Source organism: Campylobacter concisus, from assembly GCF_002913765.1.
Lineage (GTDB): Bacteria > Campylobacterota > Campylobacteria > Campylobacterales > Campylobacteraceae > Campylobacter_A > Campylobacter_A concisus_BB.
In genome coordinates, this window is the sequence record NZ_PPCH01000025.1 from 285,334 (window position 1) to 305,493 (window position 20,160).

Below are 20,160 nucleotides of genomic sequence, written 5' to 3' on the forward strand. Positions count from 1 at the left end.
AAAATGAGCGAGAAAAGATATATTTTGATAGACGAAAAGATAGAGCCAAAAGGGGCATTTGATAAATTTAAGCACTTCATCGCCGCTACTTTTAAGCTTGATCTTTTGGTGGGGCTAAAGATCACGCTAAAGCAGATGCTCTTTAGCAAGTCGCACACTCTAAAATACCCTATGCAAAAGATGGAGCTAAACGCCAGATATAGGGGAATTCACAGGCTTTTAAAATTTGTTGAAAGCGAAAATGAGCGCTGCATAGGCTGTGGGCTGTGTGAGAAAATTTGCGTTAGCAACTGCATCTCGATGAAGACCTCACTTGGCGATGATGGCCGCAAAAAGGTCGCAAGCTACACGATAAATTTAAGCAGATGCGTATATTGCGGTTTTTGCGCTGATGTCTGCCCTGAGCTTGCTATAGTTTGCGGACAAGAGTACGAGGTCGCAAGTGAAAACAAAATCCTCTTTGGCACAAAGGCTGAGTTTTTAACAGATGATAAATTTTTAAAAGATCAAACCGAGTTTGAGGGCTATGGCGCTCTACCTAAAAATGCTGATAGCTTGGTGAAAAAGACGCCAAATGCGCTTACAAATGAAGATAAGGCAGAAACGATGGATATAAATTTAAAAGGGTCAAGCGATGTATGAGAGCTTTGCATTTTATCTTTTTAGCGCCCTTATATTAGTTAGTTTTTCTTTTAGCGTGCTTTGCAAAAACGCCCTAAATGCGGTCTCTGCGCTAGCTGCTGGCATGGTTTTTATCTCGGCTATATTTTTCTTGCTTGGGGCTGAGTTTTTAGGCGTGGTGCAGATCATCGTCTATACAGGTGCGGTGGTCGTTTTATACGCATTTGCGATGATGTTTTTTGACACCAGCAAGGAGTGCGAGCCAAAAAGTGATAAAAAAGCAAAGATCATCATCTATCTTCTAAGTAGCTTCATAGCGCTTCTTTTGATATTTATCTTTTTAGCGCCGATCTATAGCGCAAAGCAAGAGGTGGTAAATTCTACTCTTACTAGCCTTGGCAACATCGAAGCGGTTGGAATTTTGCTCTTTAGTAAGTATCTGCTAGCCTTTGAGATGTGCGCTATCATGCTACTTGTGGCGATGGTAGCTGGCATCATCTTGATACACAAAGATATGAACGCGCAAAGCAGCCTTGAGGAGATGCTATGATAGGACTTACTCACTACCTCATCCTAGCAAGCCTAGTCTTTGTCATAGGGCTTGTTGGCATAATGAAAAGAAGAAATTTGATAATGCTATTTTTCTCAAGCGAAATTTTACTAAACTCAGCAAACATCGCGCTTGCAGCCATCTCAAAATACTACTTTGATCTAACTGGGCAGATCATCGCCTTTTTTATAGTAGCCATCGCTGCTAGCGAGGTCGCTGTGGGGCTTGGACTGCTCGTGCTTTGGTATAAAAAGACTGGTAGCATCAGTTTAGATTCGATGACAAATATGAAAGGCTAAGAGATGATTTTATTTTGTATTTCGCTATTTTTTCCGCTTCTTAGCTTCATCATAGCTGGCATCTTTTCGCATAGCAGTAAGAATTTATTTATCGGTCTTTTTTGCTCGCTTCTCATGATCGTTAGCGCCACGGCTTCACTCATGCTAACGGCTAGCCTTAGCGTAGATGAGCCTTTAAATTTAACCCTAAAAGAGTTTATAAATTTAGGCGGGCTTGAGTTAAATTTTAGCTTCTACCTTGACGCCATTAGCCTTGTGATGCTTAGCACTGTGGGCGTAGTCGCTAGCATCGTGCATATCTACTCCATTGGCTACATGAGAGATGACGCGAGTTTTAACCGCTTTTTTAGCTACCTTGGGCTCTTTGTCTTTTGCATGAATGTCCTTGTCTCAAGCGATAACTTCATAGGGCTCTTTATCGGCTGGGAGGGCGTTGGACTTTGCTCTTGGCTGCTCATTGGCTTTTGGTATAAAAGGCCTAGCGCAAACGTCGCTGCAAACGAAGCTTTCGTGATGAACAGAGTGGCTGATCTTGCCATGCTTGTTGGCATTTTTTATATATTTTATAGCTTTGGCTCGCTTAAATTTAGCGAGGTTTTTAACGCTAGAAGCGACCTTTCTGGGCTAAATTTAGGCATCATCGCCACACTTCTTTTCATAGGCGCCATGGGTAAAAGCGCGCAGTTTCCTTTTCATACCTGGCTTGCAAACGCCATGGAGGGACCAACGCCGGTTTCTGCGCTCATCCACGCTGCGACCATGGTAACAGCTGGCGTCTATCTAGTCATACGCGCAAATTTCATCTTTGCAAACGTGCCCGAAGTCTCGCACTTTATCGCCTGCCTTGGCGCATTTGTAGCGATATTTGCCGCAAGCATCGCGCTAGTGCATAACGACCTTAAAAAGATAGTCGCTTACTCGACGCTTTCACAGCTTGGATATATGTTTGTAGCCGCTGGTCTTGGGGCTTACAAGATCGCACTTTTTCACCTTGTCACGCACGCATTTTTCAAGTCGCTGCTCTTTTTGTGCGCTGGCAACGTTATGCACGCGATGAATGACGAGCTAAATATCAAAAAAATGGGCGGGCTTTATAAATTTATGAAGCCAACCGCACTTCTTTCTATCATTGCAAGCTGCGCGCTGGCTGGATTTTACCCATTTGCTGGATTTTTTTCAAAAGATAAAATTTTAGAGGTCGCCTTTAGTGAAGATCAAATTTTGTGGGCCGTCTTGCTCTTTGGCGCAGTTCTTACGGCATTTTATAGCTTTAGACTTGTCATGCTAGTCTTTTTTGCAAAGCCAAAGAGCGAGGAGCACGCACATGAAGCCAAAAACTACATGCTTGTTGGCATGAGCTTGCTTGGCGTTCTCTCAGTCATCAGCGGCTTTTTCTGGAGCAACTTTAGTGGGTTTTTAAGTAACAGCCTTGGTGATTTTAAGCTAAATTTATCTCACAGCAGTGAAATTTTCTTACTCGTTTTAACGCTTAGTTTAGTGCTTGCAAGCGCTGGCTTTGCAGTCTTTGCCTATAAAAAAGAAATTTTTAAAGAGAGCATTTGCGAAAGTAAAATTTACAAAATTTTGCAAAATGCCTACTTTATCCCAAAATTTTATGAGAAATTTTTTATAAATGGCTACGCTTTAATCTCTAAAATTTGCAAGAAATTTGATGAGATGATAGTTGATAGAAGTGTTGATTTTGTCGCACTTTTGGTTACTAAATTTGCATATCTTGCAAACAAAATGCAAAGTGGTGATCTTAGCGTCATGCTTAGGTTTATGGTCGCAGGATTTGCCTTGCTTTTAAGCTTTATATTTTTATTAAACGGAGCCAAATAATGCTAAGTGTCATCATATTTTTCCCAGCAATAAGCGCAATACTTGGCTTTTTGATAGAAAATAAAAGCATCAAATTTTATGGAGCAAGCATTGCTCTCATAGAGCTTTTACTAGCCATTTTTATCTGCGTAAATGTCGATTTTCAGGGTTATGACTTTGTTTTAACGCATCAAGTCTCGCTCATACCAAGCCTAAATATCAGCTATTTTGTCGGCATCGACACCATTTCGCTTGTGCTTATAGTCCTTAGCGCATTTATGAGCTTCATCTCTATCGCCGCACTTAGCGATGATGGAAATTTAAAGCATCTTGTTATTAGCGTGCTATTTTTAGAGAGCACGATGATGGGCGTCTTTAGCGCGCTTGATATGATCTTGTTTTACAGCTTTTGGGAGCTTAGCCTCATACCGCTACTTTACATCATCGGCGCATTTGGCAGTAAAAATAGAATTTACGCGGCGATTAAATTTTTCATTTACACATTTTTAGGCTCTATCTTTATGCTAGTGGCGATCATCTTTATCGGCTATCTGTGCTATCAAAAAAGCGGTGTCTTTAGTTTTAACTTGCTTGATTGGTACAAGCTTGGCATCGGAGAAAATGCTCAAATTTGGCTATTTTTAGCATTTTTCTTTGCTTTTGGCGTGAAAACTCCGCTGTTTCCATTTCACACGTGGCTTCCTTATGCGCACGGACAGGCTCCGACTATCGGCTCAGTGCTACTTGCTAGCGTGCTTTTAAAGATGGGTACTTACGGCTTTGTGAGATTTTCACTTCCACTTTTTCCAGATGCGAGCCTACTTTTAAGCGGCTTTGTCTGCGTCATAGCTATCATCATGATCATCTACGCAGCTCTTGTTGCCTACGCGCAAAGCGACATGAAACAAGTGATCGCTTATAGCTCCATTTCACACATGGGCGTCATCATGCTAGGCATCTTTTCACTAAATTTAATAGGCCTTGGTGGCTCAATATTTTTAATGATAAGCCACGGCATCGTAAGCGGCGCGCTATTTTTGTTAGTTGGCGTCATCTACGAAAGAGCTCACACAAAAGAAATTTGCGAATTTGGCGGCCTTGCTAAGGTCATGCCAAAGTATGCGCTTATATTTTTTATAGCAACGCTTGCAAGTATCGGCCTGCCACTAACCATTGGCTTTGTGGGCGAGTTTTTGAGCCTGCTTGGCGTATTTAAGCTAAACAAGCTCTTTGCGCTACTTGGTGGCTTTAGTATCATCGTGGGCGCTGTTTATATGCTGGTACTTTATAAAAGGGTCTTTTTTGGCGAGTGCAAGGAGAAAAATTTAAGTCTAAAAGATCTAAATTTTAAAGAGTTAGCCGCTCTTGTGCCACTTTGCTTGCTCATAATCATTCTTGGTATCGCACCAAATTTGATACTAAAACCGCTTGAGCCAAGCGTACAAAATATCATAAGCAAAATGCAAACTAGAGCTGTAAATAGCGGCACAAAGGATAAAATTTCATCTTTAAACGGCGGGAGCAAACTATGAACGAAATAGCCTTTTTAGACCTAAATGAGATCTCGCTACAATCACTCTCGCCGATGCTTAGCATGATGGTTTTTGCACTTTTTATCCTCATAGTTGGAGCGATAAAAAAGGATCTTTCGAGGAATTTCTACTGCGTATTTTGCATCATCGCTATATTTGTAAATTTAGGCATTACGCTCGATTTTAACGGACTTAGCCTAAGCTTTTGGGATATGCTCTTAGTTGATGGAATTTCTATCATCTCGCAGATCATTATCCTAATCGCCTCAGCCCTTTTCATCCCGCTTGCACTTAGCACAAAAGAGTATTTTGAGTATAAAATTTACGAGTACTACGCGCTATTTTTGTTTATGATCGCTGGATTTTTGTTTATGGTGAGCTCAAACAACCTACTCATCATCTTTTTAGGTCTTGAGATCAGCTCGCTTTGCCTCTACACCCTAATCGCCCTTCACAACAAGGCAAAAAGCGTCGAGGCTGCAATAAAATATTTCGCGATGGGTTCGCTCTCAGCTGGCTTTTTTGCGATGGCGATAGCGATGTTTTATCTGGCAACAAACTCAATAGACATCGCTCGTATCGGCGTTGTCATAAAAGATCTTAGCCTAAATCAAAATTTAATAATCCTTCTTGGCTGCGTTTTCATCGCATCAGCCATTGGCTTTAAGCTCTCACTCATACCATTTCACACATGGATACCAGACGTTTATGAGGGCTCAAATGCCCCACTAGCAGGCTATATGTCGATCGTGCCAAAGGTGGCGGGCTTTATCGTCGCGTTAAGAATTTTTGCGATGCTTGAGGGCTCTGGAATTTCATGGATAAAAGATATGCTCTACATCATCGCCGTGCTTACGATGAGCCTTGCAAACATCATGGCGCTAGTGCAAAAAGACGTCAAAAGGATGCTTGCTTTTAGCTCGATAGCTCACGCTGGTGTCGTGCTTTGCGCGCTTGTGGCAAATTCTCACGAGGCAAATGTCGCCTTATTTTTCTACTGGATCATGTTTTTGTTTGCAAATTTGGGCGCATTTTCTATGCTTTGGGTCGCAAGGTGCGACGACGTCGTCTGCTGGGACAAGCGCTTTAAACATCCGTATGAGAAATTTTCAGGGCTTATTAAAATTTTGCCAAGTTACGCCGTGATAATGGGAATTTTCATGATCGCCCTTGCTGGCATACCGCCTTTTAGCGTATTTTGGGGCAAGATGGTGCTTATCTCGTCGCTCATAAAGTCTGATTACGTCGTGCTTAGCCTCATCATCATGATAAACTCCGCGATTGCGATTTATTACTACCTAAAGCTCATCGTCTTTATGTTTTTAAAAGAGCCTATCGTAAAAGATAAAAATATCTACATCTCAAACGTCTCGATGGCGCTAAAGGTGATCGTTGGAGTTGCAGTTGCTGGCACGGTCTTTGCCTTTTTATTTTCTGGGGCGATTTTGGAATTTATCGAGCATTTTGTCTTTGCTTCAGGATTTTAGAAAATTTAACTATAATGGCGGCATGAAAAAGCTCTTAACCATCTTATTTTTACCGCTTTATCTATCCGCCTTTAGCCTTAGCCTAAACAGCGGCGCAAATGCAAATAAGCCTTATAGCGTCCTTCAGCTAAGCGACGAGAAAGAATTTGAATGTGTGGAGCAAATTTTAGCCTATGATACGAAGCGCTACGTTTGTATGCTCGATGATGGGATCTTGCCAAAGATCGAAGATACGACGCTGCCTTTAATGGACATAAAATATAAAAAGCAAGACGGCAAACTCTTTATCGTCATCATGCCAAAGGCGCCTTCAAAACTTCTAAATGTTCAAACTGAGCTTTACAGCAGTCCGAGCGTGCAAGATACGCCAAAGACGACCATCTCAAAGCACTTTAGCATCATCATCGACACTTCGCTAAGTGAAAACAACAAAAGAGTGTCTGGTCTAAATTTTTCGCCTGATTTTAGAGATATGCTAAGCCCAAGCATTGGAGCGCTTGATCTTAACAAAGCGCCTATCGCTGGGCTTGATAGCAATGATATAGACATCTACATAAATATAAAAAGAGCTTACGAAAAGGGCGCTTATGAAAGTGTGGTAAAAGATACGCAAACAGCGATGAAAAGGCATCCAGCCAGTCTTTTCTCAAGTGAGTTTTTACTTTTTAGACTAAGGGCGCTTGATAAAATTTTTGAGACAAAGAGCGAGTTTGAGGGGCTTGAGCCAAAAGATATCGTAAGCGAGGGTAGAGCCTGGATAAGGAAATTCCCTTCTGATGAGAACTACTCTGAGGTGCTGTATCTCATCGCCAGAGCTTACCTAAAAGATAGCATCGCAAGTGATGCAAAATATATGCTTGACATACTAAGCGAAGAGCACGCAGAGTCAAAATTTACAAAACTTGCCACGCTTGATTATGCTGACTACCTATATAAAATAGGCAGGCAAAAAGAGGCGCTAAGCGACTATGAAAAGGTGCTCTACTCTACAAATGATATCGACCTTGCAAGCAGGGCAGCACTAAGCCTAGCAGACGCGAATATCGATAAAGAGAAATTTGAAGAGGCAAAGAAATTTGTACTAAAGATCGCAAATGCAAATGAAAAATTTTTCATGAACGATCCGATAAAATCGATGAATTTAGCCTATACATTTGCCAGCAAAGATATGCCAGACGTGGCTGCTAAAATTTATGAAATTTTGGTAAATAATAGCGACAGGACAAAGGATTTTTACGAGGCAGCATTAAAAAATTTAGCGCTAAATTTAGCCAAAACAAAAGATGAAAAAAGGGCGTATGAGTATCTAAACAGATATGAAAAAGAGTTTAAGTATGGCGATTATATCGATGAGGTCGCTAAGGCAAAGGATGGGCTGTTTTTTGAAGAAGAGGACAAAAACGCCACCGCACTTCACGCAAGATATAAAGAGCTCATAGAAAAATATGCCGGCACAAATATCAGCCAAAAGGCGCTAATCAGCGAGCTTGAGCTTGATCTAAAAGAGCGTAAATTTGCCGATGCGCTAGCTTATAACAACCTCGCAAAAGATGAAAATTTAAGCAAGGCGATGGAGCTAGTAAATGAGGCTGCGCTTGAGCTAACAAAAGAGTTTTTTATCAAAGATGACTGCACAGCGGTTGTAAATTTACTCGAAAACTATGATGTGAGCAAGGTCTCTTTGCCACAGTTTAAGCTATTTAACTGCTACTTTAGAACGGCACGCTACAATGAGGCGCTAGAGCTTGCAAAGGCGCATGTAAAGGATGAAAATTTAGAAGATAGAGTCGAATGGCTGGTAAATTTGAGCAAAATTTTATATAAAAATAAAGACTATGAGCATGCGATCACTGCGGCAAATGACGCGCTCTCGCTTGGCTCAGCAGTCGAGTACTCGGACCCGACACCTTCTCTTTTTGATAGATTTTACTCGCTACTTGCGCTAAAGCGCTTTACCGAGGCGGTCTCAACGATCAGTGCGATCGAACAGCTAAGGGGGCAAGACTTTAAGATCATCGAGGCGTACGCAGCTATAAGTGACTATGCGATGAAGAGCAACGACTATGCTATCGCTGCAACCTACGCTAAAAAGGCGCTTGAGCTGCAAACTAGAGCTAAGATAAATACCTTTTCACCAAAGCTAAATTTTGACTACTCGGAGGCTTCGTTAAAGACAGATAACCTTGATGAGGCGCTTGATGAGGCGAAATTTATACTAAATATGAAGCTTGAGCCAGAGGACCGCCTGCATGCGCTAAATTTAGCAAGTGAAATTTACATCAGACAAAAGCAGTATAAGCTGGCTAAGGGCTATTTGGACGAGTGCGTTGGCTCAAATTTCACAAGCGCTTACAAAGATGCCTGCAAAGCCAAACTTGAGATGATAAAGTAAAATTTAGTGCTAAGTTTAAATGATCTTGAAAAAGAGTATCTGGGGCTTAAAAAAGAGAATTTTCCTGACAGCAAAAGGATCAAATTTATAGCAAATTTAGGCGCAAGTGACGAGATAGCGTATCACTATGAGCTCATTTGCAAAGAGTGGCAAGAGGGCGGGCAGCTAAATTTTGAAAGCAGCTTTAATAGACATGGAGGCGCTGGGCTGGAGTTTTTGTTTGAGCACTTAGCCAAAAAGAGCGATCAAAAACTAAAAATAGAAACCATCTATCTTATGGCGCAAATCCTTTCTAAGTCTAAGCATAGAGACTTTTATGCCGCATTTTGTGACCGCCTTATCCCTCAAATCATCTCTTTTTTGGGGACAAATGATGCACCTCGCCGCAAGCTTATAATAGCGCTTGGCTGGGTTGGCACGTTAGAGCAAATAGATATTTTGATAAGCGAGATGCTTGGTAGCAAAGATAGCCTTTGCAGGGCTTGGGTGGCAGCCAGCCTTATGCAAATGTCCTTTCACAGGGTCAGCCAAGAGAGCTTGCGAGATAAAACAAAAGCTGCATTTTTGCAAAGCATCTCTAGCGAAAAAGAGCTATACGCTTGCGCAGTTATGATAGAAGCGGCTCAAATTTTGTTTGGTAAAAAGTGGATATCTTCTAGCACAGCTCAAAATCAAGAGGCTGAAAAGATAGAAAAAGCTAGAAAAATGGCGGTAAGATTTTTAGGCAGGGATTAAATTTGCCACTAAGCGGATTAGGTGCTTGATTGTGTTTTGTTTGTTGGATTATAAAGTAAAAATGATTTGAATTTCTAAGAAATTTTGACTTTAAATTTAGAATATTTAAAAATAAAATTTTATATTTTTCGCTTAGAAATAGCGGACAAAATAGCTTTAATTTGATTTAAAATTTAATTTTTTCTTGACATATAATAATGTTTTTTTGTATAATCTCAACTCTTTTTTAAATAATCATGTCTTGCTAGCTCAGTCGGTAGAGCATCTCACTTTTAATGAGGGGGCCGTTGGTTCGAATCCAACGCAGGACACCATTTTTGGGTTTATGACCCTTTCGTCTAGTGGCTCAGGACTCTACTTTCTCTGTGTAGAAACAGAGGTTCAAATCCTCTAAGGGTCGCCAGATATTTTAAATTTTAGGTCGCTTAGCTCAGTTGGTAGAGCGCCACCCTTACAAGGTGGATGTCATAAGTTCGAGTCTTATAGCGACCACCATTACTTTTAGGTGCAGCGGTAGTTCAGTTGGTTAGAATGCCGCCCTGTCACGGCGGAGGTCGCGGGTTCGAGCCCCGTCCGCTGCGCCATCTACTAAACCTTAGGTTAAGGTTCTTGATTCTATTTATCTTGATTTTTTGAGTGATCAAATTAAATTTTAAGATTATAAGTTCTAAGATAACACTTTATGATTTGTTATTGATACTTAATCTTGCCTCGTTAGCTCAGTTGGTAGAGCATATCACTCTTAATGATGGGGTCGTAGGTTCGAGACCTACACGGGGCACCATCTTTTGGCCCATTCGTCTAGCGGTTAGGACACCAGCCTCTCACGTTGGTAACACGAGTTCGAGTCTCGTATGGGTCACCATCTTTTAAATTCTTAAATAAAAACTGTATTTTCTTGTAAGTTTCAACTATTTGTATTTTGTTATGAGTCGTAATATCTATATTTCTATACAAATATATTAAATACTTTAGAGAATGATTACTGTGGGTCTAAAATATCAACTTTAGTAGGAGTAATTTTAGATTTTAGAATTTATTTAAATCATTATAAACGTTTTATTAGGATTGAATAGTGTATTTAGAAATTATTAAACTCCTGAAAGATAAGGGTATTAAATTTGATACTGGTCTTACTCAAAACGAGCTTGAAAAAATATATGAAATTTATAAGATTAAATTTCCTCTTTCTCTAAAGTCATTTTTGACTACAGCTTTACCAGTTTCGGATGGCTTTTATGATTGGCGTGACTTTTCAAGTGGAAATATCACGAAAATAAAAAATATGATGCAACATTTTATGAATTTGTGAAAAGCGCCTCTTTTGAAGAATATATACCAAATAGTGCTTATTCGCCGGATCAATGGTGTAAGATATCAAGAGAGCAAAGAGTTGAAGTTATAGCTAAGTTATATAAAAATGTACCAAATATCATACCAGTGTATTCTCATAGATTTATGCCAGAGATGAATGATGATAATGATCCGCCAGTCTTGTCAATACATTATGGCGATATAGTCTATTATGGTAGGAATTTGCAAGGGTATTTGTTGCATGAATTTTGTGGTGTTGATATTCCAAAGTATATAAGTGAATATAAAAATGTGCCGTTTTGGACGGATATGATGGAAAATTTATGATTATAGATTTAGACTTTATAAACATCTTGCCTCAAGAACTATTAAATAGGGGGATTTTTCTAAGAGATAAAATCGGAGTTTATGAGATCGGCTGGAAATTTGATGATGTTATAAAAGTTTTAGACATCATCAAAGAAAAAGAGATGACAGTGCTTGGCGGAGATGTTTATGAGTTAAACGGTGATGAAATCATCATTACATATGACAGCTGGAGCTTTTCTGGGAGCAACTTTATAAAATCTTTTGAAAAAGCAAGTGAATATATAAATAATTATTATAAAAACAATGGAGATAATTTTATTTATACCCTAATAGTCTCAAATGCAACAAAATAATATGAAAAAAGAGCGCACCAAACTGATACGCTCACTGTTAAATTTACTATTTTAGCTCAAACGCAAGTGTTGCAGCGATCGTCTCATCATCGCAAATTTTTGAGTTGGCAAACGGCATTTTATGCACTGTTTGTAGTAGCCATTTTCCAGGTTTAAGTGCAAGTACCTCTATCGTGCCGTCTGGCTCAGTTTGGCCGTGAAATGCACTTTTTTCTTTTAAAAATCCATCAAATGTTCCATCAAGCGTGGCATTTTCTAAAGGTTTGCCCTCAAATAGAATCTTCACTTTAAATGGCACGCCAACTTTGAAATTTGCTGGATTGTCAAGTGGGACTATCTCTAAGCGCTGCTGTGAAGGCTTTGTTACAGAGTCATCCTTGGCGTTTTTGTTTATGATACCTTTTGCACTCATACTCGCTTTTTTGCAGTATTTGGCATCCTTGATGTCCTCTTTGGTTTTGCCCATGTGCCATGTGCCATCGCCTGCTTTTGTCCAAAACGTAGGCTTATACTCGCCAGCTATAAGGTATGAGCCGTCCTCTAGTTTGGCTCTTTCGTAATGGTAGTTTTCGCCGCTTTGTTTTAGGCTCAGTTTCTCGCCATTTTTGTTTATAATGTATGGGGCTTCAAAAAGGGCGATCCTATTATCTGCGATCTTTTCAACAGTCGGGAAGTCGTCTGCGTAGCCGATATCAACGCTTGTTACGTCCTTACTGCTACCAAAAAGCCAAAATTCGTGAGCTAAAGAGTGGCTGCTAAGTGCTGCCAAAGCCAAAAGTGCAAATAAATGCTTGTTCATTACCTATCCTTTCAGATTAAAATGTCTATTTTTCTTTTTCTAATATATGTCACAAAAATATTGTTAAATTTTTATAGATCTAAATTTTGCTAATTTTTAGAAAATTTATAAAAATAGTACGTCTATAAAAATAGTTTAATTACTGAAATTACGAAATATAAATCAGTTGCGCAATTATATCAAAATAATAATCATTGTCAATATAAAATTAAATTTTACATACAAGAGAATAAACCAAATTAAATTTGCCTTTGCCATTTATATATCTAAAAAGTTTCATTTTCGAAATATTTTGTATAAAAATTCTTTTTTCTCATTATATTTTAATATTAGATTAAGATTATATCCTTTATAATGTCACTAAATTATTTTAGAAAATATAACTTTATAGTTATTTCCAAGGAAGGTTAAGATGAGAACTCTCTTATCTTTAAGCATGGTGTGTGCTGCGCTACTTGCTAATGAGACTAATCTAAAAAATGAGTTAAACAACGAAGAGATTAGGGCGAATATGGCAAGCTCTTTTAACGAAAGCTCCAACATAAATTTGCTTAATGAAAAACCAACTTCAGAAGCTAAACTAAATTTAAACGAAACCCCATGCTTTAAAATAGATAAAATTTCACTTCTTAGTGAGAATGAAGTAACTAGCTTTAACGCTAGTAGTGGCGCTGATGAGGCTATAATAAGAAAAGCTTATAATGCAAACTACTCTAAATTTAACTCTATTTTAGAGGCTAGCTTAAATAAGCTTGATTTTAAATCAGGTAGCTGTCTTGGCAAAAACTCTATCAATCTAATCATAAACTCTTTTAACAACGAGATAATAAAAAGTGGCTATATCACTTCAAGTGCGAGCCTAGTTACAAAGAGTCTAAAAGATGCCAAGCTAGAATTTGTAATAAATCTTGGCTTAATAGATGATATAAGCATAAATGAAGTTGATAACCAAAGAAACAGAGCGAGCTTATTTAGCGCATTTGGTGAGTACTCTCATAAAAATAAAGTGGCAAATATAAGAGATATTGAGCAGGCTCTTGAGTCACTGCAAAACGTCTCAAAAAATGATGTTAGTATTAAATTCTTACCTTCAAACAGAGCTGGCTTTTCAAATATAGTAATAACTAGAGTTGATAGCTTCCCTCTAAAAGCTGCTATAAGCATTGACAACCTTGGCTCAAAACAAAGCGGCAAGTATCAAGGCATGCTAAATTTAAGCACGCTAAATTTACTTGGATTTAACGAAATTTTTAGCTTCTCACGCGGCAAAGATATATTTAAAAAATATGAGGTTACAAATAAATTTAATGGCGCCACTGATCACGGTGCTTCAAATAACTACTATTACGGCTTTAGTATACCATTTGGCTACTTCATGCTTGAGTATGAAAAGAGCAAATATGACTACGCTCAGATCATAAACGCAGCCTACAATCTCTACACATATAAAGGTAGAAGCGAGAGCGACTCACTAAGCCTTGCTTATACATTTTATAGGGACTCAAATTTTAAAAATAGCGCTTACGTAAAGCTATTTAAGAGAAAAAATAAAAACTACCTAGAGGACTACGAGCTAGATAACCAAGCTAGAAGAAATGCTGGATATGAGGTAGGCGTAAAATCAAGCTGGAATTCTTACAATCAAGCTTTTAGCGCCAAGCTAGCTTACAAAAAGGGCACTGGTATATTTAGATCACAGCCTGATCCTTTAGAGGATAGCGGTGAGGCTACATCTAGGTTTGCTCTAATAAATTTAAACCTAAACTACAAGTATAAATTTGAACTTCCACTAAGCTATGATCTAAATATTAACGCAAGATATGGTCTAAATAAACTAAGCTTGCAAGATAAATTTAGCATCGGTGGATATCACAGTGTTAGAGGCTTTGACGGGGAGAGTTCGCTTGTTGGAAACCACGGAGTAAGCGTAAGAAATACCCTCTCATATAACTACTATAAGAGCAACTCTGTCTATGCTGGGCTTGACGCTGGCATGGTAAGAGCTGCAAATAGCGGCATAAAGGATAAAAACACCCTTGCAGGATACGCCATAGGTCTAAGAGGTAGCATAAAAGCCTACAACAACCTAAGCTACGACATATCTGTCTCAAAACCTCTTTATAAACCAAAGAGCTTTGAATCTAAATCAACAAATGTAAATTTCATCATAAGCTACGAATTTTAAGGATAAAATATGCTAAAGAACAACCAAATTTCAAATGCGCAAAGCAATCAAAAACCTAGTCTTTTAACCATAGGCTTAAATTTCTACGTAAGTCTCTCTTTGCTACTTGCCACTTCACCAGCATTAGCAAATGAGCCAAGCATCATAGCTGACCCAGGCGCTAGCAATCGCCCTGATATACTAAAAGCTCCTAATGAGACGCTAATCATAAACATCACAAACCCTGATAGCAAGGGCGTATCTATAAATGAATATAGCAGGTTTAATACCCCAACCACTGGCACTATCCTTAATAACTCTAATAAAAACATAGATACTAAGATAGCTGGCCAGATAGATGCAAACTATAGGCTAAATAAAGAGGCAAGCCTTATTATCAACAAAGTAAATTCAGCTGAGAAGTCATCTCTAAAAGGAAATTTAGAGGTTGCTGGTAGCAGAGCTGATGTGGTCATAGCAAACCCAAATGGCATAAGCGTAGATGGTCTAAATATGATCAACTCTCGCTCACTCACACTAACAACAGGTAATATCAATAAACTAAGCCCTAAAGAGATAGAGCTAATATCTGATAAGTCAATCGACATCGTAGGGGACGGCCTAAACGATAAGAGCAGTGACTATACTAATGTGATCTCAAATGCCATAAATTTAAACTCAAATATCCACGCAAATGAGCTAAACATCATCGGCGAAAAGGCACTTACTTCAAGTAAAGATAGACTTTACAACGACGTAAAAGCTAAAAACCAAGAAAACAGCTTTAGCCTAGATAGTAGCGCACTTGGCGGTATGTATGCTAATAAAATCAAACTAGTTGGCACAAGTAATGGCGTAGGCGTAAATAATAACGGCCTAGTTATAGCAAATAACAACATAGAGATAAGCCTTGATGGTGATATAGTTAATGCTGGCGCTATCGCTTCTAATAAAGATACAAGCATAAAAGCAAATACTATAACAAACAAAGATGAAGCGCTAATAGCAGCCAAAGAGAATCTTAATATAAAAGCAGACACTTTGGTAAATACCTCAAGCCAAATTTATGCTAAAGATATAAATGTAGAGGCTAAAAAGCTAGTAAATAACTCAAGCTCGCAGGCTAGGGTAGATACAGTGCATAAACAAGGCACTATGCATCTAAAAAAAGAGGGTGTAAACAGATATAAGCTTGGCGTAAATTTAAAAGAGCTAAAAGAGAAGATAAGTGCGAAACTAGCCAAGAAACTAGGCAAAGATATAAGTGGGCTAGATGAAAACGAGGTAAATGAGTTAGTATTAAAAGAGGCTGCAAATAAAGATGGCGCTCTATATGCTCTAAATTTACACAAAGACTCCCATCTAGTAGGCACCAGTCAAAAGATATTTCACAACCTAAGACTGGACTATGATACAAACGAAGTTCTAGTTGATACTAGTAGAGCAAAGAGTAATGAACAAAAAAGAACTATCACATATAGCATAGTTAAAGATGTTCTAAACGAAGATGATAAAGCTAACTTCATCCCAGGCAGCATAATAGCTAACAATGATATAAATTTAAATGTAAATGATGTCTTAAACGACAAGAGTGTTATATATGCTGGAGGAGATCTAAAGCTAAATAGCGATAATGTAGAAAACATAGCTCTAATGCTAAATAACAATGTAAATAGCTATAGTGTTTATAAGTGGAAAGAGAAAAAGAAATGGTATAGAGGCGGAGGATGGAAAACTAAGGGCGGAACAGGAAAAGTTTTTAACTTCTCATACACTGATGTTGGTTTGCCAGCAGTTTTTGCAGCGGGCAATAACATAGTAGGAAGCACTCAGGACTTTTCTAGCTACGCACTAAATGACGATATAAAACTAGCAAATGTTGATCTGGATAAATTCTCTGAGCCAATATTTAATAGCCCAATTATTAAAAACCTAAATAGAAGAGTGAAAAACCAAGGGTATTACTACAGCCTTGATAGTATAAACTCTGCTTATATAGCAAATATCCTTGATGGCTTATATGAAGCAAGAAACGAGAGCATAAGTAAATTTAAAAAAGAAGCTAAAGATAAAAACGTAAAAGCATCAGCTCTTGTAATGGCTAATAACATAGACTTAGACGCCAAAGGCAACATAAGCCTAGCTGGTAGTGTAGTGGCTGATAGTCTAAATTTAAATGCGGATAAAAAGATAAAGCTAAAAGGTGCGGAGCTATCAACTAGCGGCGATGCTAACATCGCGGCTAATGATATAGAGATAGATAGTTCTGATCTAAAATCTAAAAATTTAAACATAAACGCAAAGAGCAATATAAACTTAGATCAAAGCAAGTCTCACTTTAGCAAAGTCTCTAACCTAGAGACCACAAATGATATAAATTTACAAGCTGGCAATGATATAAAAGTCTCTGGCTCAAATTTAGATGCAAGTGGAGATATAAATTTAAACTCAGGCAATAATATAGAGATAAAAGCAGATGAGTTTAGCTATACTCATCACGCAAGCTCTAAAGGTATGAAATTTGACGAGAGTGTAAAAAGAGTAAGTGCTGCAAATTTAAACGCTAATAGCGACATAAATTTAAATGCTAAAAACACTCTTGTAGTCTCATCATCACATCTAAACTCGCTAAAAGATATAAATTTAAAAGCTAGCGACATCATACTAGCAGCGCAGTCAAACAGTAGCGAAGCAACAGCTATAAATAGCTCTAAATCGCTCCTTTCTAAAAAACAAACCATAGATAGCGCTGTAAGCTCAGAGGTGGTAAGCACTAGCCTAAAATCAGGCAATAACATAAATTTAAACTCAGCTAATGATATCTATCTAGTATCATCTAAGCTAAAATCAGACAAAGATATAAATTTAAACTCAAACAACAATATCCTCTTTGAAAACGGCTACGATGTAGAGGCTAGCTCTCATGCTTCTAAAAAGAGCAAAATATCTTTAAATCCAAATGCCTTTTATAAGAGTAGCTTTGACCTTGTGGCAAATGGCAGCAAGAAGGCAGTTTATAGCACTATAGACTCAGGAAGCGATATAAATTTAAATGCCAAAAGTGCTCTTAGCCTAAAAGGTGCAAACCTAAACTCTGGCAATGATATAAATTTAAACGCAGAGCTTATAGCTATATCAAACACAAATGATGAAAGCTACCATAAAGAGGAGCATAAGAGTAGCAGAGTAGGTATCTTAAAGCCTAATGAAGTGCTAAAAGATATCGTTGTTGATCTAAAAAGAAAGCTAAACCCTCTAAAAGAAGCAAAAGATAAATTTAGCTCACTTAGCACACCTACATTTGTAATAGGAAAAACATCTGCCAAATTTGAAAGCAATAGTCAAGAAGCCAAGAGCTCTAATATAAAAGCTGGCAAAAATATAAATATCAATGCCAATAAAGATATAAACATAGTTGCTTCAAATGTAGATGCTAAAGAGAACTTAAGTTTAAAAGCTAATGAAGCGATAGAAATTTCATCGACAAATAGCATCTCTAATACCAAATCAGAATCTATATCTAGAAAGATCCTTGGCAAGCAAAGCGCGTCAGCTAGCTCAACAAATGAAGAGGTTGTTAGCTCAAATTTAAACGCCAAAAACATAAACATAGCTTCAAACCAAGATACTACACTCTCAGGCTCAAATATCAGCGCAGATGAGAGCTTAGATATAAAAGCTGATAACATAAATTTACTACCAGCCTCATATAGCTTAGAGAGCTCATCTAAATTTAAAGACTCAGGCTTTGGCGATCTAATGAAGTCAAATGGCGAAGAGAGTAGCTCAAACTATAACCTTGCTATAAGCACACTATCAGCAAAAGATATAAGTCTAAACTCAAATACCATAAATGCTCTAGCTTCTATCATAGAGGCTACTAATGTAGATGTAAATACAAAGCTTTTAAATTTAGTCTCATCAAAGAGCACATCTGTAAATACAAGCCTAAGCAACAATGCAGGAGTTTTAACAGCTACTGTAAAAAATAAAGGCAAGATAGAAGAGGTAGAGATCCCAGCTATCATTAAAGTAAAAGATAAATTTACACTAAATGGCAAGGATATAACTAATAAACTAGATGCTACAACATTTAAAGCGATAAATGACTCTTTAAACTCAGAGGAATTTAAAGAGGGAGTTATAAGAGAGCTAAGATCAAACTCAGATACTCCAATAGATGAAGAGACGATAAATCAAGTAAAAGCAGTTCTAAATTCTAAAGAGTGGGAAGATAAGACAACTACTCTTAGCGGAATGGGAGCTCTAATAATAACAGCCATAGTTACATTCCTAACAGCAGGAGCTGGTGGTGCGGTAGCAGCAGGTGTTCTAGGTAGTGCAGCAGCAGCTAGCTCAACCGCAGGTTTAGCCATATCAGCTATGACAACAGCTGTCATAGCAAACTCAACAGTCCAACTAACAAACAACCTCTTATCTCATGGTAAGGTTAAATTTGATGCATCATCCCTAGCTAAATCAGCCATCAGTGCAGGGGTAGGCTCATATGTTAGTAACTACATATCAAGCATAAGCACTCTAAGTAATACCAACATTATAAACACACCAACTTATACTTTCTCTTATGCAGACCTACTAAGCTCTACATCAAACGCAGCAATAAACTCCGCCATCTATAAAACAAACTTTAAAGATGCACTACTATCAAATTTAATCTCTAAAGCAACAGATAATGCTTACAAGGCAGTAGGAAGCTACTCAAGCAATGAAGCAAATATAAACTCTAACCAATTATTTAAAGAATCAGGCTTAGGTAAGATAGCTCTTCACTCAGCCGTAGGAGCACTATCAGCAAAGCTATCTCATGAAAACGTTGCAGCTGGTGCATTAAGTGGGGCAGTAAATGAAGCAATCTCTTCTGCACTACATAAAGATACATCAAATATGAGCACTAAAGAGATAGAAGCCTATAACAACAAACGCCTACTAGTATCCCAGCTAATAGGCATAATAGCTGGAGGCATAGCTAATGGCGATGAAGGAGCAAACACAGGCTATAAAATAACTACAAGTGCAGATACTTATAATAGACAGCTTCATCAAAGAGAGATAGATTTCATAAACTCTATGGCTGATGATTATGCTACTAAAAACAATATCTCTAAAGAGCAGGCTGTTAAAATCTTATATACTGCTGCTAGTGTGCTAGTAGATAAAGGTTCATATAATGATTTTACTTCAAAAGAGAAATTTGAAGTAAGAGATGAAAATGATGAAATAAGTGTAATAAACTACAATGAGAAATTTTATAAATTTAATCAAGGAGATATAAATAACGCTAAAGCATATCTGCTAGTAAATTCTAAAGAAAAATCTTTTAGAGATATATATAAAGAGGAATTTACTAAACAAGATTACTTTACTGCTACAAAAGAGCAGTATAATAACAGCGGTTATACGCCTGATAAGAGTGTGGGGCTAGAGGATGGAAGCTTATCATTCTTGCCAGCGCCTATTTTTTCAAAAAGTGCATTTGGCCTTTTTAAAAATACTGCGCTAAAAAACCCATTAGAAAATATAAGTTATACAAAAAAAGTTTTGACCCAAATGTCAAACAAAAGTGATTACTTTCATTCGTTTCCAAATGCAGTAGATGCTTTTGCTAAATATGGCAAAAAATCGGAAATTATCGGTAATGATGGGATTAAGAGAGTAAAGATTGAAATTCAAGGTAGCTACAAAAATCACGATGGAGTGTTTGAGTATATAATAGAGCCTGATAATACGGTTAATCATAGATTTTTTAAAATAAAGGAAAAATAG

14 protein-coding genes and 6 tRNA genes are annotated in these 20,160 nt (G+C 37.9%); 19 read left to right on the forward strand and 1 reads right to left on the reverse strand.

Annotation, left to right across the window (positions count from 1 at the left end):
• Nucleotides 1-3 precede the first annotated feature (3 nt).
• The 17 genes from nuoI (at nucleotide 4) to imm40 (ending at nucleotide 11,413) form a co-directional block, all read left to right on the forward strand.
• Entirely contained in the window at nucleotides 4-642 is a 639-nt protein-coding gene (nuoI, locus tag CYO89_RS08205) for an NADH-quinone oxidoreductase subunit NuoI (protein WP_103597918.1), read from the forward strand.
• On the forward strand, nucleotides 635-1,171 hold the full coding sequence (locus CYO89_RS08210) for an NADH-quinone oxidoreductase subunit J (protein WP_103597919.1): 537 nt from the start codon (nucleotides 635-637) through the stop codon (nucleotides 1,169-1,171). Before nuoI ends, CYO89_RS08210 begins: the two co-directional genes overlap by 8 nt.
• Nucleotides 1,168-1,470, forward strand: a complete 303-nt coding sequence (gene nuoK, locus CYO89_RS08215; RefSeq protein WP_103597920.1) for an NADH-quinone oxidoreductase subunit NuoK — start codon at nucleotides 1,168-1,170, stop codon at nucleotides 1,468-1,470. Before CYO89_RS08210 ends, nuoK begins: the two co-directional genes overlap by 4 nt.
• Before the next feature lie 3 nt (nucleotides 1,471-1,473).
• Nucleotides 1,474-3,312 (forward strand): NADH-quinone oxidoreductase subunit L, encoded by a 1,839-nt coding sequence (gene nuoL / locus CYO89_RS08220; RefSeq protein ID WP_103597921.1) that lies wholly within the window; start codon nucleotides 1,474-1,476, stop codon nucleotides 3,310-3,312.
• Nucleotides 3,312-4,823, forward strand: coding sequence for an NADH-quinone oxidoreductase subunit M (locus CYO89_RS08225; protein ID WP_103597922.1), 1,512 nt, complete (start codon nucleotides 3,312-3,314; stop codon nucleotides 4,821-4,823). Before nuoL ends, CYO89_RS08225 begins: the two co-directional genes overlap by 1 nt.
• Nucleotides 4,820-6,310, forward strand: coding sequence for an NADH-quinone oxidoreductase subunit NuoN (gene nuoN, locus CYO89_RS08230; protein WP_004317979.1), 1,491 nt, complete (start codon nucleotides 4,820-4,822; stop codon nucleotides 6,308-6,310). Before CYO89_RS08225 ends, nuoN begins: the two co-directional genes overlap by 4 nt.
• A 22-nt stretch (nucleotides 6,311-6,332) precedes the next feature.
• Complete coding sequence (locus CYO89_RS08235) at nucleotides 6,333-8,702, forward strand: tetratricopeptide repeat protein (RefSeq protein ID WP_103598058.1); 2,370 nt, start codon at nucleotides 6,333-6,335, stop codon at nucleotides 8,700-8,702.
• 6 nt (nucleotides 8,703-8,708) lie between these two features.
• Nucleotides 8,709-9,437, forward strand: coding sequence for a HEAT repeat domain-containing protein (locus CYO89_RS08240; protein ID WP_103597923.1), 729 nt, complete (start codon nucleotides 8,709-8,711; stop codon nucleotides 9,435-9,437).
• A gap of 238 nt (nucleotides 9,438-9,675) precedes the next feature.
• Nucleotides 9,676-9,751, forward strand: a tRNA-Lys gene (locus CYO89_RS08245).
• A gap of 13 nt (nucleotides 9,752-9,764) precedes the next feature.
• Nucleotides 9,765-9,840: transfer RNA gene (locus tag CYO89_RS08250), tRNA-Glu, on the forward strand.
• 16 nt (nucleotides 9,841-9,856) lie between these two features.
• A tRNA-Val gene (locus CYO89_RS08255) sits at nucleotides 9,857-9,932 on the forward strand.
• A 12-nt stretch (nucleotides 9,933-9,944) separates the two neighbouring features.
• Nucleotides 9,945-10,021: transfer RNA gene (locus CYO89_RS08260), tRNA-Asp, on the forward strand.
• Nucleotides 10,022-10,145: 124 nt separating this feature from the next.
• Nucleotides 10,146-10,221: transfer RNA gene (locus tag CYO89_RS08265), tRNA-Lys, on the forward strand.
• A 6-nt stretch (nucleotides 10,222-10,227) separates the two neighbouring features.
• A tRNA-Glu gene (locus tag CYO89_RS08270) sits at nucleotides 10,228-10,302 on the forward strand.
• Nucleotides 10,303-10,512: 210 nt separating this feature from the next.
• Complete coding sequence (locus CYO89_RS08275) at nucleotides 10,513-10,749, forward strand: hypothetical protein (RefSeq protein ID WP_103597924.1); 237 nt, start codon at nucleotides 10,513-10,515, stop codon at nucleotides 10,747-10,749.
• Nucleotides 10,746-11,078 carry a hypothetical protein gene (locus CYO89_RS08280; RefSeq protein ID WP_103597925.1) on the forward strand — a complete coding sequence of 111 codons (333 nt, stop codon included), beginning with the start codon at nucleotides 10,746-10,748 and terminating at the stop codon, nucleotides 11,076-11,078. The genes CYO89_RS08275 and CYO89_RS08280 overlap by 4 nt, the downstream gene beginning before the upstream one ends.
• Nucleotides 11,075-11,413 (forward strand): Imm40 family immunity protein, encoded by a 339-nt coding sequence (imm40, locus tag CYO89_RS08285; RefSeq protein WP_103597926.1) that lies wholly within the window; start codon nucleotides 11,075-11,077, stop codon nucleotides 11,411-11,413. The genes CYO89_RS08280 and imm40 overlap by 4 nt, the downstream gene beginning before the upstream one ends.
• A gap of 46 nt (nucleotides 11,414-11,459) precedes the next feature.
• On the opposite strand, the gene CYO89_RS08290 is transcribed toward imm40, so the two are convergent.
• A complete protein-coding gene (locus CYO89_RS08290; protein WP_103597927.1) occupies nucleotides 11,460-12,212 on the reverse strand; it encodes a DUF4198 domain-containing protein in 753 nt (250 codons plus the stop codon).
• Nucleotides 12,213-12,624: 412 nt separating this feature from the next.
• On the opposite strand from CYO89_RS08290, the gene CYO89_RS08295 reads away from it, so the two are divergent.
• Both CYO89_RS08295 and CYO89_RS08300 read left to right on the forward strand, forming a co-directional pair.
• Nucleotides 12,625-14,397: a ShlB/FhaC/HecB family hemolysin secretion/activation protein gene (locus CYO89_RS08295; RefSeq protein ID WP_103597928.1), complete on the forward strand. Its 1,773-nt coding sequence runs from the start codon at nucleotides 12,625-12,627 to the stop codon at nucleotides 14,395-14,397.
• A gap of 9 nt (nucleotides 14,398-14,406) precedes the next feature.
• Nucleotides 14,407-20,160, forward strand: a complete 5,754-nt coding sequence (locus CYO89_RS08300) for a filamentous hemagglutinin N-terminal domain-containing protein (RefSeq protein ID WP_103616836.1) — start codon at nucleotides 14,407-14,409, stop codon at nucleotides 20,158-20,160.

Bases quoted from the DNA above. Each gene is read 5' to 3' on its own strand.
- nuoI (WP_103597918.1), top strand. From the start codon at position 4: ATGAGCGAGAAAAGATATATTTTGATAGACGAAAAGATAGAGCCAAAA.
- CYO89_RS08210 (WP_103597919.1), top strand. From the start codon at position 635: ATGTATGAGAGCTTTGCATTTTATCTTTTTAGCGCCCTTATATTAGTT.
- nuoK (WP_103597920.1), top strand. From the start codon at position 1,168: ATGATAGGACTTACTCACTACCTCATCCTAGCAAGCCTAGTCTTTGTC.
- nuoL (WP_103597921.1), top strand. From the start codon at position 1,474: ATGATTTTATTTTGTATTTCGCTATTTTTTCCGCTTCTTAGCTTCATC.
- CYO89_RS08225 (WP_103597922.1), top strand. From the start codon at position 3,312: ATGCTAAGTGTCATCATATTTTTCCCAGCAATAAGCGCAATACTTGGC.
- nuoN (WP_004317979.1), top strand. From the start codon at position 4,820: ATGAACGAAATAGCCTTTTTAGACCTAAATGAGATCTCGCTACAATCA.
- CYO89_RS08235 (WP_103598058.1), top strand. From the start codon at position 6,333: ATGAAAAAGCTCTTAACCATCTTATTTTTACCGCTTTATCTATCCGCC.
- imm40 (WP_103597926.1), top strand. From the start codon at position 11,075: ATGATTATAGATTTAGACTTTATAAACATCTTGCCTCAAGAACTATTA.
- CYO89_RS08290 (WP_103597927.1), bottom strand. From the start codon at position 12,212: ATGAACAAGCATTTATTTGCACTTTTGGCTTTGGCAGCACTTAGCAGC.
- CYO89_RS08295 (WP_103597928.1), top strand. From the start codon at position 12,625: ATGAGAACTCTCTTATCTTTAAGCATGGTGTGTGCTGCGCTACTTGCT.
- CYO89_RS08300 (WP_103616836.1), top strand. From the start codon at position 14,407: ATGCTAAAGAACAACCAAATTTCAAATGCGCAAAGCAATCAAAAACCT.